General features: G+C 31.4%; 16 protein-coding genes. 1 reads left to right on the plus strand and 15 read right to left on the minus strand.

From position 1 onward, the window contains the following. Positions 1 to 39: 39 nt before the first annotated feature. Positions 40 to 2,595 carry a calcium-translocating P-type ATPase, PMCA-type gene (locus KQI89_RS04690; protein ID WP_216456097.1) on the minus strand — a complete coding sequence of 852 codons (2,556 nt, stop codon included), beginning with the start codon at positions 2,593 to 2,595 and terminating at the stop codon, positions 40 to 42. A gap of 161 nt (positions 2,596 to 2,756) precedes the next feature. Between KQI89_RS04690 and KQI89_RS04695 the strand changes: the two genes are divergently transcribed. Beyond that, on the plus strand, positions 2,757 to 4,403 hold the full coding sequence (locus KQI89_RS04695; RefSeq protein WP_216456098.1) for a putative manganese-dependent inorganic diphosphatase: 1,647 nt from the start codon (positions 2,757 to 2,759) through the stop codon (positions 4,401 to 4,403). Between the two features lie 65 nt (positions 4,404 to 4,468). Here KQI89_RS04695 and KQI89_RS04700 read toward each other — a convergent pair whose 3' ends face one another. The 14 genes from KQI89_RS04700 to fliO form a co-directional block, all read right to left on the minus strand. Beyond that, positions 4,469 to 5,149, minus strand: a complete 681-nt coding sequence (locus KQI89_RS04700) for a hypothetical protein (RefSeq protein WP_216456099.1) — start codon at positions 5,147 to 5,149, stop codon at positions 4,469 to 4,471. A 373-nt stretch (positions 5,150 to 5,522) separates the two neighbouring features. Then, entirely contained in the window at positions 5,523 to 6,314 is a 792-nt protein-coding gene (locus KQI89_RS04705; protein WP_216456100.1) for a flagellar hook-basal body complex protein, read from the minus strand. Positions 6,315 to 6,332: 18 nt separating this feature from the next. After that, positions 6,333 to 7,115 (minus strand): flagellar basal-body rod protein FlgG, encoded by a 783-nt coding sequence (locus KQI89_RS04710; RefSeq protein ID WP_216456101.1) that lies wholly within the window; start codon positions 7,113 to 7,115, stop codon positions 6,333 to 6,335. Next, positions 7,116 to 7,280 (minus strand): hypothetical protein, encoded by a 165-nt coding sequence (locus tag KQI89_RS04715; RefSeq protein ID WP_187117378.1) that lies wholly within the window; start codon positions 7,278 to 7,280, stop codon positions 7,116 to 7,118. 32 nt (positions 7,281 to 7,312) lie between these two features. Beyond that, positions 7,313 to 7,666, minus strand: coding sequence for a DUF6115 domain-containing protein (locus tag KQI89_RS04720; RefSeq protein ID WP_246582952.1), 354 nt, complete (start codon positions 7,664 to 7,666; stop codon positions 7,313 to 7,315). 5 nt (positions 7,667 to 7,671) lie between these two features. Continuing rightward, positions 7,672 to 8,370 (minus strand): FliA/WhiG family RNA polymerase sigma factor, encoded by a 699-nt coding sequence (locus KQI89_RS04725; protein WP_216456665.1) that lies wholly within the window; start codon positions 8,368 to 8,370, stop codon positions 7,672 to 7,674. 39 nt (positions 8,371 to 8,409) lie between these two features. Next, the gene (locus KQI89_RS04730; RefSeq protein ID WP_216456103.1) at positions 8,410 to 9,066 is read right to left on the minus strand and encodes a flagellar brake protein; all 657 of its coding nucleotides are present in this window, start codon (positions 9,064 to 9,066) and stop codon (positions 8,410 to 8,412) included. A gap of 14 nt (positions 9,067 to 9,080) precedes the next feature. Beyond that, a complete protein-coding gene (locus tag KQI89_RS04735) occupies positions 9,081 to 9,938 on the minus strand; it encodes a MinD/ParA family protein (RefSeq protein WP_216456104.1) in 858 nt (285 codons plus the stop codon). Then, entirely contained in the window at positions 9,932 to 11,305 is a 1,374-nt protein-coding gene (gene flhF / locus KQI89_RS04740) for a flagellar biosynthesis GTPase FlhF (protein WP_216456105.1), read from the minus strand. Before flhF ends, KQI89_RS04735 begins: the two co-directional genes overlap by 7 nt. A 1-nt stretch (position 11,306) precedes the next feature. Continuing rightward, positions 11,307 to 13,376: a flagellar biosynthesis protein FlhA gene (flhA, locus tag KQI89_RS04745; protein ID WP_216456106.1), complete on the minus strand. Its 2,070-nt coding sequence runs from the start codon at positions 13,374 to 13,376 to the stop codon at positions 11,307 to 11,309. A gap of 18 nt (positions 13,377 to 13,394) precedes the next feature. After that, a complete protein-coding gene (locus tag KQI89_RS04750) occupies positions 13,395 to 15,236 on the minus strand; it encodes a fused FliR family export protein/FlhB family type III secretion system protein (protein ID WP_216456107.1) in 1,842 nt (613 codons plus the stop codon). Positions 15,237 to 15,247: 11 nt separating this feature from the next. Then, entirely contained in the window at positions 15,248 to 15,517 is a 270-nt protein-coding gene (gene fliQ, locus KQI89_RS04755) for a flagellar biosynthesis protein FliQ (protein ID WP_032121959.1), read from the minus strand. 12 nt (positions 15,518 to 15,529) lie between these two features. Beyond that, complete coding sequence (gene fliP / locus KQI89_RS04760; RefSeq protein ID WP_425514076.1) at positions 15,530 to 16,249, minus strand: flagellar type III secretion system pore protein FliP; 720 nt, start codon at positions 16,247 to 16,249, stop codon at positions 15,530 to 15,532. Between the two features lie 40 nt (positions 16,250 to 16,289). Continuing rightward, complete coding sequence (fliO, locus tag KQI89_RS04765) at positions 16,290 to 16,652, minus strand: flagellar biosynthetic protein FliO (protein ID WP_216456108.1); 363 nt, start codon at positions 16,650 to 16,652, stop codon at positions 16,290 to 16,292. Position 16,653 lies beyond the last annotated feature (1 nt).

The following is a 16,653-nucleotide window of genomic DNA, read 5'->3' on the forward strand; positions in this document are numbered from 1 at the left end:
TAAGCGACTATCACCAAATCATAGATTTGGGATATCTGCTTAACCTCTATAGTGATCTTTTTTATAAAGATATAAACTATTTATAAATGTAATTATTCCTGAAAAAAACACTACAACCAACCATTGTCCAAGCCCTAGGGACACAGTTTTAAATATTCCTTGAAATACTGGTATATAGATTATTAATAAAAGCATTAATATAGATACTGATACTGCACCTATTAGGTATAAATTTGTGAATGGGTTTATTTCAAATATAGAATGTTTTTCAGATCTACATTCAAAAACATGTATAAGTTGTGATAGCACTAATGTACTTAATGCCATAGTTCTGCAAGCTTGAAGATTCATATTATAATATTTACCTACTAGAAAAGATAGCAAAGTACATATGCCTATTAAACTTCCTCTTATTATTATCTTCTCTTTAAGTCCCCTTGCAAATATGCTCTCATTTTTACCTCTTGGTCTTTCCAGCATTACATCTCCTTCTGATGGATCTACACCTAAAGCTATAGCTGGCAATCCATCTGTTGCTAAATTTACGAAGAGTATCTGTATTGGTGTTAATGGGGTTTCTAAATAAAATAATGCTGCTAAGAACATGGTAAGCACTTCTCCTATATTACAGGATAAAAGATACCTAATAAATTTTCTTATATTATCATATATAGTTCTTCCTTCTTCTACAGCAGCTACAATTGTAGCAAAGTTATCATCCATTAATATCATAGAAGAGGCCTCTTTTGTCACATCTGTACCGGATATTCCCATAGAAATACCTATATCTGCTTCTTTAATAGCTGGAGCATCATTTACACCGTCCCCTGTCATGGCTACTATATTTTTATGTTTTTTAAAAGCCTTTACTATTCTTAGCTTGTGATTAGGACTTACTCTTGCAAAAACCCTTATATGTTTCACAGCTTCCTCTAATTCCTTATCTGAAAAAGATTCAATGACTTCTCCTGTAAGTACCTCCTCTGGGCTTCTACATATATCTAGCTCCTTACCGATGGCATAGGCTGTATTCTGATGGTCTCCTGTGATCATGATAGGCTTTATTCCCGCCATTTTGCATCTTAAAACTGCATCCTTAACCTCTGGTCTAGGTGGATCAATTATTCCTGCAACACCTAAAAATATTAAATCCTTTTCCAATGAATTACTTTTAACTATGTCCTTATCCTTATAAGCTGCAGCTATACACCTCAATGCACTTTTGGACATTTTATCGATAGCATCTAAAACTTTTTTCTTTCTATTTAATGTCAATAACTCTACAGTACCATTTTCATAAATATATCTGCATCTTTCAATAACTCTTTCTGGAGCACCTTTCACATAGCAAATTTCTTTACTCCCCTCTTTAACTACAACGGACATCATTTTTCTTGTGGAATCAAAAGGAATTTCATATGTCCTTTTACCCTTTAATATAAAATCTTTAAGTTTTGATGGTTTAGTATAATAAGCTTTAATTAATGCAGTTTCCGTTGGATCTCCCATTAAAGCACTTTCCATATCCTTTTGATCAAAATCATAAGAACAGTCATTACAATATACAAATGCTTTTTGAAGCATATTATTTTCTGGAGCATTAACCTTATCTATCTCATATATCTTTTGTTCAAAGTATAAAGCCTTAACCTTCATTTTATTCTCAGTTAATGTACCTGTTTTATCACTACAAATAATAGAAGTGCAACCTAAGGTTTCTACTGCCGGAAGTTTTCTTACTAAAGCCTTTCTTTTTAGCATTCTAGATACTCCTAAAGCTAGTGAAACAGTAACTATAGCTGGTAAGCCTTCTGGAATGGCTGCAACAGCAAGACTAACTCCAAGTAAAAACATCTCTGTTGGTTCTTGCCCTCTACTTATACCAATCAAAGTCACTATAGTACATATAGCAAGGCAGGCTACCACCAGTACTCTTCCTAGTGACTCTAATCTTTCCTTTAATGGTGACTTTTCCTCTTCTATATTTTGAAGCATATTTGCTATTTTACCCATTTCACTATCCATACCTATAGCTGAAACTCTCATAATTGATTTGCCCTTTAACACTGTAGTGCCCATGAACAACTTATTTTCTTTATCACCTATTCCTTTATTTACTCCTACTGACTCTCCTGTAAGCAAGGACTCATCTATAACAATATTATGATCTTCTAAAAGAATCCCATCTGCTGGAATCCTATCCCCAGCTTCTAATACAACAATGTCACCTAAGGTTATTCTTTCAGCATTTATAACTCCTATTTTCCCATCTCTCATTACTTTTGCTGTAGGTGCTGCTAAGCTTTTAAGTGCCTCTAAAGATTTTTCCGTCCTATATTCCTGTATAAAACCTAGTATGGAATTTATTATAACTATTATTATTATGGTAATAGCATCAGCCATATCTCCCATTATTCCTGATATTACAGTAGCCGCTATAAGTACCCAAACAATAAAATCGTTAAATTGTGATAAAAATATAATCACAGGTGATACTCTTTTTTTCTGATGAATTATATTTAATCCATAGGCTCTTTGGCATTTTTCAGCTTCTTTAGTAGTTAACCCCTTATATAACTCCTTTTCTTGAACCATATTTCTCCTCCCCTTAACAGACTTATGGAAATTCCATAAATTTATTCACATTTATTGCCTATAGTAATATATGATTGATATGAATACTTTACAACTTAAAAATTTGTATATAAAATGTATTCATATAGTTTTGTTAAAAATCTTAAGAGGAGGATATTAATTTGAAAGACGTAATATACATATCAGGGCATAAAAATCCAGACAGTGATTCTATTTGTGCAGCTATTGCCTACGCTGAATTTAAAAATAGAACAGAGGATATACCAGCCATTGCAGTAAGATTAGGTGAAGTAAATAGAGAAACAAAATTTATTTTGGACTATTTTGAGGTAGAACCTCCTAAACTTATAGAAACTGTGAAACTTCAGGTATCTGATTTAAATATAGATAAAATAGCACCTGTATCACCAGATATATCTCTAAAGATGGCTTGGAATATAATGAAAAAGCATAACATTAAAACTTTACCAGTCACTGATGAAAATGACTATTTAAAGGGAGTAGTCTCTGTATCAAATCTGACAAGCACATTTATGGACGTTTGGGATACAACAATATTGGCTAAAAGTAATACAAAACTTGAAAACATTTTAGAAACATTATCAGCAAAGCCAATTCTTGTTCAAGAAGAATTTCCTACTTTTAAAGGAAAAATTGTGGTTACTGCCATGAAACCTGAAAGTGTAGAGAACCTAATTGAGGATGGAGATATTGCTATTGTAGGCGATAGAGAGGATAATCAACTTACCGCCGTAAAATCTAAATCTTCTTTAATTATAGTGACAGGCTCTCAAGAAGTAAGCGAAAATATTATAAAAAAAGCAAAAGAAATGGGTTGCAGCATAATAGCAACACCATATGATTCTTTTACCACTGCCAGATTAATAACTCAAAGCATTCCTGTGGAATATGTTATGGCAAAGGATAACATTGTAAGTTTCTCCACAGAAGACTTTGTAGAGGATATAAAGGATGTTATGGTTGAAACAAGATATAGAAGTTATCCTGTTGTGAATACAGAAAACAAAATTGTTGGAAGTATTTCTAGATATCATCTTATATCTAAAAATAAGAAAAAGGTTATCTTGCTTGATCATAATGAAAAAGGGCAATCTGTAAACGGCCTTGAGGATGCAGAAATTCTAGAGATAATTGATCACCATAGAATTGCAGATGTGCAAACTGGTACTCCGATTTACTTTAGAAATGAGCCAGTTGGAAGTACTTCCACTATAATCGGCTCCATATTCTTTGAAAACGGAATTAGACCTTCAAAGAAAACTGCTGGTATCCTATGTGCTGCCATTATTTCAGATACATTGCTATTTAAATCACCTACTTCTACCCTGGTAGATAGAATGGTACTCAAAAGATTATCTCAAATAGCAGATTTAGATGTTGAAAAGTTTGCAAAAGAAATGTTTAAAGCAGGAACTTCCTTAATGGATAGAACCGCAGAAGATGTGTTTCATCAAGACTTTAAGATATTTAACCTTGGAGATATGAAAGTTGGAGTATCACAGATAAATACAATGGATATGGAAAGCTTTCTTCCTATAAGAGAAGACATGGTACAACTTATGGAAAGCAAAGCAGCAAAAGAAAACTTTAATGTGTTAATTTTTATGTTAACAGATATACTAAATGAAGGCTCAGAAATCATGGCCATAGGACCAAATAAGGAAATAGTAGCTAGAGCCTTTGATGTAAAGCTAAATAGCAAAGGTTCAGTATTTTTGCCAGGTATACTATCAAGAAAGAAGCAAGTAATACCACCATTAAGTGCAACTATAACTACAATTAAGTAATAATTTAAGAATTTTATAAATAAAAAAGAGTTTCAGAAAAATTTTTGAAACTCTTTTTTCATATATTATTTTAGAAAATATACTATTATCATAAATAAAGCAAAGAAAAGAAATGAAAGTCCATAAATTATACTTAAATAATCTTTTATACAGTATTCATCTATTTTATTATTATATGATCCATAGCTCTTAACATAGTTCATAGAATCTTTTTCAAAATGATAATAAAAATTTACAGATTCTATATAAGCCGCCATAATTTCTAAATTCAACAGTGGTTTAGTTAGTATATTTGTAATATAGTCACCTTTAAAATCTATTTGTAATCTTTTATTTCTAGATATATATATGAAATAAAAAAATACTTGAATTATTAAGGATGGAATTATAGATAGTACTGTATAAAGTATTTCAAAGATATCATAGCCACCTATTTCATTGAGATTATATATAATAAAATATATAATTCCCAAAGCATTAGAAAAACATACTATATAAAGTAACGGTGCAACAAATCCGCTTAAAATCCCTTTACAAGCTATGGTAATAGAATCATAAAACCTTATACGACTTGTGTTAAGCTCTAAATTTCTCTTTTCACTATTACTAATATCTATAACTACAAAAGCAGTAATGAAATTTATAATTTCACTTTTACCAATTAGTTTGATTACATAGTATATGAAGTATATGAGCACGAAATAAAAGATATTTATAATAATCTTATATTTAAAAATTTTCTTCAATAAATTATTAAACTTCTTAAAAATAGCTTTTCTGTCAATTTTCCAAAATATAATACTAAGCAAACATCCAAATATATATCCTATCCCAACCCAGACCCCTCCCTAAATATAATACTACATTAAATATATATTTTGGATTATAAAGATATATTCTAAAAGTTTAAAATAATTAACCCTTAAAGAGAATTCTCTAAAAGAAATGATTCTTAGCTTTAGTTCAGTTCTTAAAGGAATCATGAACATAATAACTGTGTGTATCACTTATAAAAAAGAGAGGAACAAAAGTTAATTATAAAAATAACAAAAACAAGGTTCTCACAACCTTGTTATGAGAACCCTTAGTTTCTACTATGTGTTTTATCCTATAAATCAACTATCTTCCTTTAAGATTATTTATCATTCCCCACATCTCATCTGCAGTTTTTAAGCTTTTTGAGCTTAATTCAAAGGCTCTTTGGGTTAAAATAAGCTGAGTAAACTCCTCTGCAACATCTACGTTGGACATTTCTATAAACCCTTGTCTTATATCATAATCTTGAGCTTCCACTATTTGTGCATCTTCTGCTGGAATAAAACTACTCTCTCCTACAGAAACGAAGCCTTTATCTCCTATAGCTTTATAAAGAGGTATCCTTCCTATTTCTACTTTGGAATTTGCTTCTTCTCTGTAGATAGTTCCACTTTTATCTATGCTAAGGTTAGTTCTATCTAAACCTAATTGTTCTGGGTTTATACCTTGATTATACTCTATATATAATCTATTACCCATATCATCTACTAAATTTCCTGTGGCAATATCTATTCCAAAAGACCCTACTCTTTTATAAATTTCAGTGCCATCTGCCCTGGTTAGTCTAAAAAGACCTTCTCCATCTATGGCTAAATCCGTATTTACAGTTGTTTCTCTTATATTTCCTTGGGTAAAAACTCTAAGGGCATCAGTTTCCCTTGAACCTCCCCCACTATATGGATCAACTTGTCTATTTGCATTTTCAGTTATTGGATATCCATGTCTATTAAAAGTATCCTGTACTAAGTCTTTGAATCTTACATCTAGTTTTTTATATCCATCTGTATTTGAATTTGATATATTATTTGATATAGAGTCTAATTTGTTTTGATTTGCTATCATAGCAGTTTTACTATTCCATAATGCTCTTAACATATATTACACCACCATATTCTATCTTACAGCACCAATTTCGTTTGCTGCCTTACCTAAAGTATCATCAATAGTTTGTACAACTTTTTGATTAGATTCAAAATTTCTCATTACTGTCATCATATTAACCATCTCATTTATAATATTAACATTTGACTTTTCTAAAGCCTTATTTTTAACTGCTGCCTCCCCTGTATTAATAGGGTTTTGTCCTTGATATAAATTATCACCTATTTTTCTTAGTTCATCATAATTTTCAAAATCTGCAGTGCTAAATCTATAGCTTTCTACATCATCCAAATTTATGTTGCTATTGTAATCCATACTTATTTTAGAGTTACCTATAAATATGGGCTCTGTAGCTCCAGTTCTAGTGTTGACGCCCATTACTTCATCTCCACTATCTGTAACTAAATATCCCCTAGAATTAACATGAAAATGACCGTCTCTTGTATAGTAAGTTCCTGTGCCTTCAGGAGTATTTCTTCTTACAGTAAAAAATCCGCTTCCTTCTATAGCAAAATCTGTGTCTCTCTTTGTATCTTCTATGATTCCTTGTGTAAAGTCCACTTTGGTTTCATCTATCTTGCTACCTAGAGATATATATCCTATAGGATTTCTAACATTTTTTCCACCTACAATTTTATCATAGTTTTCTATTAGAACATCATCAAATTTTTTCACAGCTAAATTATCTGATTTATACCCCACGGTGTTGGCATTTGCCATATTTGAAGATATGACATTTTGCCTTGCCTCTTCAGTTATAAGACCAGATACTGCAGTGTATAGACCTCTTATCATTTACTTCACATCCTTCTTATTTATAACTTTAAATTCTTCTGGATAATCCATTCCAAAGGTTCTGGCTTTTTCTTCTATTTTTTCTCTACTTATAGATCTTTCGAATTTATATCCAAACATGAAAAAAGTACCGATAATTATCCCAATCCCTATACCTATTAACACTTTTCTATCACTTAAAAAATCAAAGATACCTTTTATTTTTTGTATAATTCTTTTATTAATAGTACTTCCCCCTTGCCTAGGTTTAATTCATGGCAGATTTCTTCTACTTCTTTTCCACTAGCCAGTAGTTTCATAACTTTTACTACTTTTTCATTTTCTTCTGTTCTATCCTTTTTCACATTATCCTTTAGATCCTCTATTTCTTTCTGAAGATCTAAAAGACTTTCTGCCATATCTTTTCTTATCTCCCCTATAGCTATATCTGCTGGGGTCATGTTTTTTTCCTTTTCTTTTAAAATCTTATTAAAGCTTTTTTTCTCTTTCTTTATAGCACTAATATTAAATATTATAAGAAATACTGCTATAATTATCAAAAATACAGGCATAGTAATCACTCCATCTGGGTATATTTTAACTTTTGCATAGCCTTTTTTAAATTTAATATAGCTCTACTATGAAGTTGACATACCCTTGATTCTGAAACTTCTAATATTTTTCCTATCTCCTTCAATGTGAGTCTTTCATAATAATACAAAGATAATATAAGTCTATCCTTTTCTTTTAATATATCCAAAGCTTTTGCTAGGTACTCTAACTTTTCTTTTTCTTCTAAAGACTCCTCTGGATTTGGACTAGTTTTATCCTCTATAGCCCCAATAAGAGGCATATCATCCTCCTCTGAAAACACTAAATTTTCTAGGGACACCATAGATATATAATTTATATTATTTTCAATTTCAATTATGTTATTAACAGAAATTCCTAAAGCCGAAGATATTTCCTCTATATTTGGCTCTCTCATCAACTTATGTTGAAGATTTTCTACTGCTTCATTATATCTATTAAGTTTGTCCATTGCTGTTTTAGAAATGGGAGCATTTCTTCTTATTTCATCTATCATAGATCCCTTTATTCTTATGGAAGCATAGGTAGAAAACTTCATACCTTTGCTTTCATCAAATTTATTAAAAGCATCCATAAGTCCTATCATACCGCAACTGACTAGATCCTCATAATCTACATACTTATTTTTTCCAATTATAACTCTAGATGCTATATATTTAACTAAGGGTGTATACTTTTTTACCATCTGTTCCTTTCCCTCTAATTTGGCTAAAGCTGGCACATTTTATCCCTCCCTAAGTGCAGATTTTCTCTGCTTTCTCATGAGAAGAAATACAAATCTTATAACCTTTTCCTCTGTCTTCTCATCCATATCTATAAAGCTAACTCCACAGACATTTTGATTATCTTCATCTTTTGTAATTCTTACAATTCTACCTTTTACTACAAGCTCTAAATCATCATTTATCAATTGTGTAAGTACTATATCTCCTGTATTTATACTCTTTGAGGTTTTAAGTTTCATACCTCCACCACTTATGTCAATACCTATTGCTCTTTCAAAATTATATTGCTGAAGGTTAGTTTCTGTACTGTGCTTGCTATCTAAAATACAATAATTAACATCTTGCACGTGGGATACTCTTACATGATTTCTTCTTTGAATCTTTTTTATATTTTTAGGATGTTCTACATATATCTCTGGAATATTATCCTTTATACTCCTTCCAATTACGGTGGTGGAGAAAGTATATACATTTGGATAATCATAGTAAATGATTTCAAGATCTTCCCCCTTTGATAAGGCAATATATCTACCTTGAGCCATAGGTACGCTTATGGTAATACATTCATCACTTACATCCATCACACTACTTTTGTAATATTTCTCATCCCATTCCACTTCTAGTCTGTTATTAATATTAAATTTAAACCTGTTCACTAATACCCAACTCCCTATGAAAATATACTAAATAGCTTTTTAAATAAGCCTTGAACTCCTATTCCCGAGGATTGTCCTTTTTCAGAACCATTTATTCTATCTGCAATAGATGAAATGTCTTTAGATGCCATAGAGGTAGGATAAGTTAATATAAACGGTCTTTGATTCCTCACCGCTTGAGTTACTTTTCTGTCATCTAAAACCGTCCCTAAACAAAGTGTTTCCATATTTAAAAAAGTATTTACCGCATTTTTAAATTTATTATAGGTTACTTCTCCCTCTTTATAATCTAATGCTCTATTTATTATAACACTAGTTTTATTTTTTAGTTTAAAATGGTTTACAGCCTTTAAAAGGCTATAAGCATCTGTAAGAGAAGTTGGTTCTGGGGTTGTAACCACCACTAGTTCCTCTGAACAAGCTATAAAGGCTAGTACACTTCTATTTATTCCTGCTCCAGTATCCATAAGTATGAAATCTAATCCCTCTAAGGATTCTAGCTTATTTAAAAACTTTCTTCTTTCCTCTTCTGTAAGTTCTTCTACCTTATTTAACCCTGATCCTCCAGGTAATAACTTTATTCCTAAGGGACCTTCTATAAGAACCTCTTCAATTTCCATATCTTTAAAAATCACATCAAATACATTGTACTTTGGAATAAAGCCAAGGAGAATATCGTCGTTCCCCATGCCAATATCTGCATCAAATATCATAACCTTATTCCCCATACTTTGAAGAGCTATAGCTAAATTTACAACAATGTTGCTTTTACCTACTCCACCTTTTCCTGAGGTTATAGTTATTATTTTGGGTTTTTTATTGGATTCATCTCTAGAAGCCATCTGTCTAAGTCTTTCAGCCTGATCTAGCATATGTTATCCTCCCCTAGAATTAGATTACTTAGCTCCTCTTTATCCATTACTTTGATATCATCAGGAACATTTTGTCCTGTGGTAACTAGGCTTAATGGTCTATCTGCTCTATTTAATATATGTAGTATAGAACCGTAACTTGAAGTCTCATCTAACTTTGTAATAATAACATTATTGTAATTAAGTACTTTGTATCCTTCAACAATGGATTCTATATCTTTGTTTTTAGTAGTACAACTTATTACAAGATGTATATTTTCAGTAGATACTTTATCTATGTAAGCTCTTAATTCAGAAATCTGCATTATATTCTTACTGCTTCTTCCTGTAGTATCAATAAGTACTACATCCCTATCTTCCATGAAGTTTATAGCCTCTTCCATTTCCTTTTGATTTATTACTACTTTAAAGGGTATACTCATAATATCGGCATAAGTTCTTAATTGTTCTACAGCACCTATTCTATAAGTATCTACAGTTATAAGTCCTACTTTTTTCTTTTCTAAAAGAGCCATCTTTCCTGCTAGTTTTGCAATAGTTGTAGTCTTTCCTACACCTGTAGGACCTACTAAAACCACCTTATTTTGAAAACTATTATTTGATGATATTTCCACTTTTTTTAAAATTATATTTCTTATTTTTTCCTTCATTTCTATAGGTTCTTCCATACTCTTCACATCTTTTATTATACCATCAATTAGGCTCTCTTCCATATCTAATTCTTTAAGAAAGTTATAAATTTTTTTGCCTTCTAGATCTTCATGTAACTTATCTTCTTTATTATTTCTTTCTATAGCATTGTCTCCTATAGAAGTATCACTTTTTACTGCTATTTTACTAAGAATGCTTTTCATCTCTTGCATTTCTCTCATTAAAATATCATTTTTATCACTTTGTTTTTCCCTATTCTTATTATGATCTTTTATATCCTGGGAAACATTGGGATTACTATTATATTTTATAGTTTCAGGTTCATCTTTTATATTTCGTGAAATTGCTACATTCTTAAGACTTTCTTTATAGGCATTTAATACACTATTACTAGTGTCTATATTAGAGGACTCCTCTTTTTCATTTTTACTAAAGTCCTCAGTATTTTTGCTGATTGTATTTAATTCCTTTTGATTTTCCTTTGTAATAATATTCCTTATGGCGTCTAAACTATTTTGCATAGAATCTTCATTGTTTCCTTCAGAAGGATTTTCTACCGCTGCAGTAACTTCAATAATTTTTTTAGAAAAAAAGCCTTTTATTCCAGGCTTTCTTATCTTTCTTTGGCTTACTATAACTGCTTCTTTTCCTAACTCGTATCTTATTCTAGTCATAGCTTCATTCATGTTGTTAACAATATATTTTTTAATAATCATATTATATGGTCACAACTCCTTCAGTTCTAATTTCCACATCGTTTGGTATTTCATTTAGTGAAATTACAGCAATATGAGGGTATACCATCTCAATAAGTTTTCTAAATGCTGGTCTTATTTTAGGTGATACTAATAGTACAGGCTGATTTTCGTAAAAATATACTTTATCTAAAACTTCTCTTATAGCCGTTAATATTTTTCCTGTAGTATCAGGATCTACTGCTGGAAAACTTCCATTCATAGTTTTTTGAATGCTGTTGGATACTATTTCCTCAATTCTTGGATCAAGAGTTGCTACAGTTATTGTCCTATTCTCATCAATGAAGGAATTGCATATAGTTCTACCTAAAGCAAATCTCACATATTCTGTAAGGACTTCTATATCCTTTGTGTTTCTTGAGTTATCTGCAAGAGATTCTAATATGGTTACCATATCTTTTATTGGAACCTTTTCTCTTAATAGGCTTTGAAGTACCTTTTGTAACTCTCCTATGGTCATAAGGTCTGGTATTAATTCCTCCACAACAGTATTATATTTTTCACGGACAGAGTCTATTATCATCTTAACTTCTTGTCTTCCTAATAATTCATGTGCATGAACTTTTATTGTTTCAGTAAGATGTGTTACCATAACAGTAGTAGGATCTACTACTGTATATCCTTTAATTTCCGCATCTTCTCTTTGATCTTTGTTTATCCAGTTAGCTGGTAGCCCAAAGGTTGGCTCCACTGTTTTTATTCCTGGAATATCTAAATTATCATTAGTAGGATCCATGCATAAAATCATGTTAGGCATAAGTTCTCCTGACTCTATTACAGTTCCTCTAATTTTAAATACATATTCATTGGTCTTTAATTGTAGATTATCTCTTATTCTTATGGGCTGAACTACTATACCCATTTCAATAGCACATTGCCTTCTTACAGAAGAAATCCTTTGAAGTAGATCTCCTCCTGTAGCTTCATCTGCTAAAGGTATAAGACCATATCCCATTTCAACTTCAATAGGTTCTACATTTATTAAATTCATTACATTTTCTGGTTCTCTTCTTTCTGTCTCTATTATCTCCGCCTGTTCTGTCTCCATAGCCATAACTATATTTTCTTTTTCTTCTCTATAAAGTGCATAAGCTAAGGCTCCTAATGCAAGGGATAAAAAGAGAAATGTAAAGGTTGGAAGTCCAGGTATTAATGCAAATAAAAATAGTGTAGCAGAAGCAAGAGCTATAACCTTTGGGAAAGCTCCTAATTGTTTAACTATTACATTACCAAAGTTATCTTCTGACCCTGAACGAGTAACCAGTATACCAGAAGCTGTGGATATTAAAAGAGCCGGTATCTGACTTACAAGACCATCTCCTACTGTAAGACTTACAAAGGTTGTAGCTGCAGTACTAGCATCCATTTTCAGCATAACTACTCCAATTATTATTCCACCTAGTATATTTATAATTGTTACTAATATTCCTGCTATAGCATCTCCTTTTACGAACTTAGATGCTCCGTCCATAGCTCCATAGAAATCTGCTTCCATTTGGAGCTTTTTCCTTCTATTTTTGGCTTCAATATCATCTATTAGACCTGCATTAAGATCTGCATCTATACTCATCTGCTTACCTGGCATAGCATCTAGCGTAAACCTTGCTGAAACCTCAGATACTCTACCAGCACCGTTAGTAATTACCACAAACTGTATAATTATTATGATAATAAATATTATTATACCTACTACATAGTTTCCTCTAACTACGAAATTTCCGAAGGCATTAATTATCTCTCCAGCATATCCATCTGAAAGTATCAGCCTTGTAGAAGAAATATTAAGCCCTAATCTAAAAAGCGTAGTTATAAGTAGCATCGTAGGAAAAGCTGAAAAGTCCAAAACTTCTGTAGTAAACATAGTAAGAAGCATTATGATTACAGATATGGTTATGTTAAAAGCCAATAATAGGTCTAAAACTTTAGGAGGTAATGGTATTATTATCATCATTACAATACCAATTACTCCAAAGGCAACTATTACATCATATTTACTTTTTATATTAAAATTTGATATCCTTTTTTCTGCCAAATTAACCACCCTTTAAAGCTATTTCAATCTTTTTTTATTTAACTTAAATACCATAACCAGTATCTCTGCCACTGCTTGATACATATTATCTGGTATCTCTGAATCTATATCAACCTCTTCATATATAAGCCTTGCAAGAGGTTTATTTTCAATTATAGGTACATCATTTTCTTTTGCTACTTCTTTTATTTTTAATGCAACATATTCACTACCCTTTGCTACCACAATAGGGGCTTCACTTTTCCCATTTTCATACTTTAGTGCTACAGCTATATGGGTAGGGTTAGTAACAACCACAGTGGCATCTGGTACTGCTTGCATCATTCTCCTTGTAGCCATTTCTCTTTGTTTTTGTTTTATTTTACCCTTAATTTGAGGATCTCCTTCATCCTGTTTATACTCCTCTTTAACTTCTTGTTTGGTCATCTTTAAATCTTTTTTATGCATATATCTTTGATATACATAATCCGATATTGCTAGTATAACCATTATAAGTGTTATTTTTTTAAATATATCTAGAACTAACTGTTTAAAGAAAGGTCCTACAGACCCAATATATAAATTTCCTACAGTAAGAATGGTACTATAGTTGTCTCTTAAAAATTTATAACCAACATAGCCAACTACTGTGATTAGGATTACATCTTTAAAAAGTTCTACCAGTGTTCTTGTAGAAAATATTCTCTTAAATCCATTTATAGGGTTTAATTTTGAAAGTTTAGGCTTTAATGTCTCTGTAGTAAATAAAAATCCACTTTGAATATAATTTGCTAATATCCCCATAACCATTATAGGCAATACTATAGGAAGATAACTCATAGCAAATCTTAACAGGGAAGTAATCATTAAATTTCTAAGGTTTGCCTCATTTATTGAGAGATTTAAGTTTTGACCTAAAAAGTAAACCATATCCTCTTTTAAAAGTCTTGAGGAAAAACTGCTCAACGTAGCTATAATAAGAGTAGAAGCTAAGAGTGTCATAGCAAGGCCTACTTCCTTACTCTTTGCAATCTGTCCCTTTTTTCTTGCATCTCTTTTTTTTCGTGGTGTTGCCTCTTCTGTCTTTTCTTCCGAGGCAAAAATAAACACCATAGGCAAGAATTTATACATCTCTTTCATTATCTCTGGAATATGATCTATAGCCCCTGCAACTCCCTTTAAAAGCATAGGTAGTGCTAATGCAAAAGTTAATAATCCAACTATTATCTTTATAGGTAGACCTAATATCATAATATTTAATTGCGGTACTGTTCTTGCCACTAATCCTAAGGTAAGCTCTGTTATTATTATTATCATAATAATAGGTAGCGCAATCTTTAGTCCAATCCAAAAATATTGTATAATGGAGTGTATTATTTGCATACTAGACTCTTGAGTAATAAGTGACTTCCCTAAAGACACAGCCTTAAAGCTATCCAGGAAACTCCATATTATCATGTGATGTCCATCAAGTATAAATAAAATTAAAAGACTCATCCAATACATTAATCTCTCTAAAAGAGTAGAATTACTTTTTGTATTTGGATCAAACATACTTAACATAGAAAGACCGATTTGCATATCCATAAGGTTACCTGCCATCCTTATAGCTGAAAAACTCATGCCTGTTATAAAGCCTAAAACAATTCCAGACATAATTTCATTTATTATAGCAAGTATAAGTGCATAATTATTATTTATTAGCACTATGGATTCTTTATAATCTATTCCTGGTAATAACATATAGGAAATTATTAATGCAAAAAAAAGTTTTAATGCATTCGGTGTTCCATTAGGGAAGAAAACTGGTGTTATAATAAAAAAACTGCTAAGTCTTATAAATACTAACATTAATGCAGTAAAGTATGCTAAATCTAACAATTAAACTCCCCCTATTGTACTATGGTTGAAATAATTTCAAAAATCCTTTCAGTAAATCCTATCATTTTATGAAGCATCCAGCTTCCAGTAAGCAATCCCACTAAGGCTATGGCAATAAGTTTCGGTACAAAGGTAAGTGTCTGCTCCTGTATCTGGGTAGTGGCTTGAAATATACTTATAAGTAAACCAACCACTATGGATACTCCTAGTATAGGGGCTGCAATCATAAGCCCTGTAGTTATGGCTTCTTTTAAAATTCCCATGAGCATAGTTTCAGTCATCTATAATTCACCTCACGAAAAACTCATTATTAAAGATTTTACTATTAAGTACCATCCATCTACCATAACAAATAATAATAATTTAAAAGGCATAGATATTAGTACTGGAGGAAGCATAAACATTCCCATTGACATTAAGACGCTTGCAACTACCATATCTATAATAATGAACGGAATGTAAAGTAAAAAACCTATTTGAAAAGCGGTTTTTAATTCACTTATAGCAAAGGCAGGTATAACAACATAAAGGGGAACCTCCTCCTTTACTACATCTTCTCCAAGCTTTGCTACTTCCATAAATAGTTTTAAATCCTTTTGTCTTGTTTGTTTAAGCATAAACTCTCTTAAAGGCTTGGCCCCTTCTTCAAAAGCTTGCTCAGTAGTAATTTTTTCTTCCATTAAGGGCTTAAAAGCCACTTGATTTATTTCATTATAAACTGGCGCCATTATAAAAATAGTTAAAAAAAGCGCAAGTCCAATTAAGACCTGATTCGGTATAGATTGTTGTGCTCCTAAGGCTCCCTTTAAAAAGGAAAAGGTTACTATAGTTCTAGTAAAGCTAGTCATCATTATAATGAAGCCAGGGAGCATGGTAAGTACAGTCATCATAATAAGCACTTTTATACTACTTACATAATCAGTGGGTGAGCTAGCTCCATCCACATTAAAGTTTATCTTAGGCAGTGGTACTTGTGGAGCTGCATCTGCAGTAATAGAAAACACAGCAACCATTAATATGGCTATAGTAAAAGCTGTAATCCAGGTCTTTCTTTTATTCATCCTTAAATCTTCCTTTTTTTATTAGTCTTTTTAAGTCTTCTTTATAATTCTTAAATTCTTGCTTTGAAGCCTCTTTGTCCACTTCGTACTTTAAAGCCTCTTCTTTAGTTAGAGCACGAATTTCATTTATACCATTATTAGTTGAAGACATTATGTGATATTCTTCCCCTATTTTAATTAGCATTATACTGCTATCCTTACTCACATTTACCCTTTCTAAAACTTTAATATATTTCCCCTTTTGAAAGGACTGGAACTTACCTCCACTTAGTTTTAAGGATAAATAAATAAGAAACAAAACAAAGGGTAAAAATATCACAATTTGAATTATCATCTTTAGAAATTCAGAATCCATT

The organism is Clostridium simiarum (genome assembly GCF_018919175.1).
GTDB lineage: Bacteria > Bacillota > Clostridia > Clostridiales > Clostridiaceae > Clostridium_L > Clostridium_L simiarum.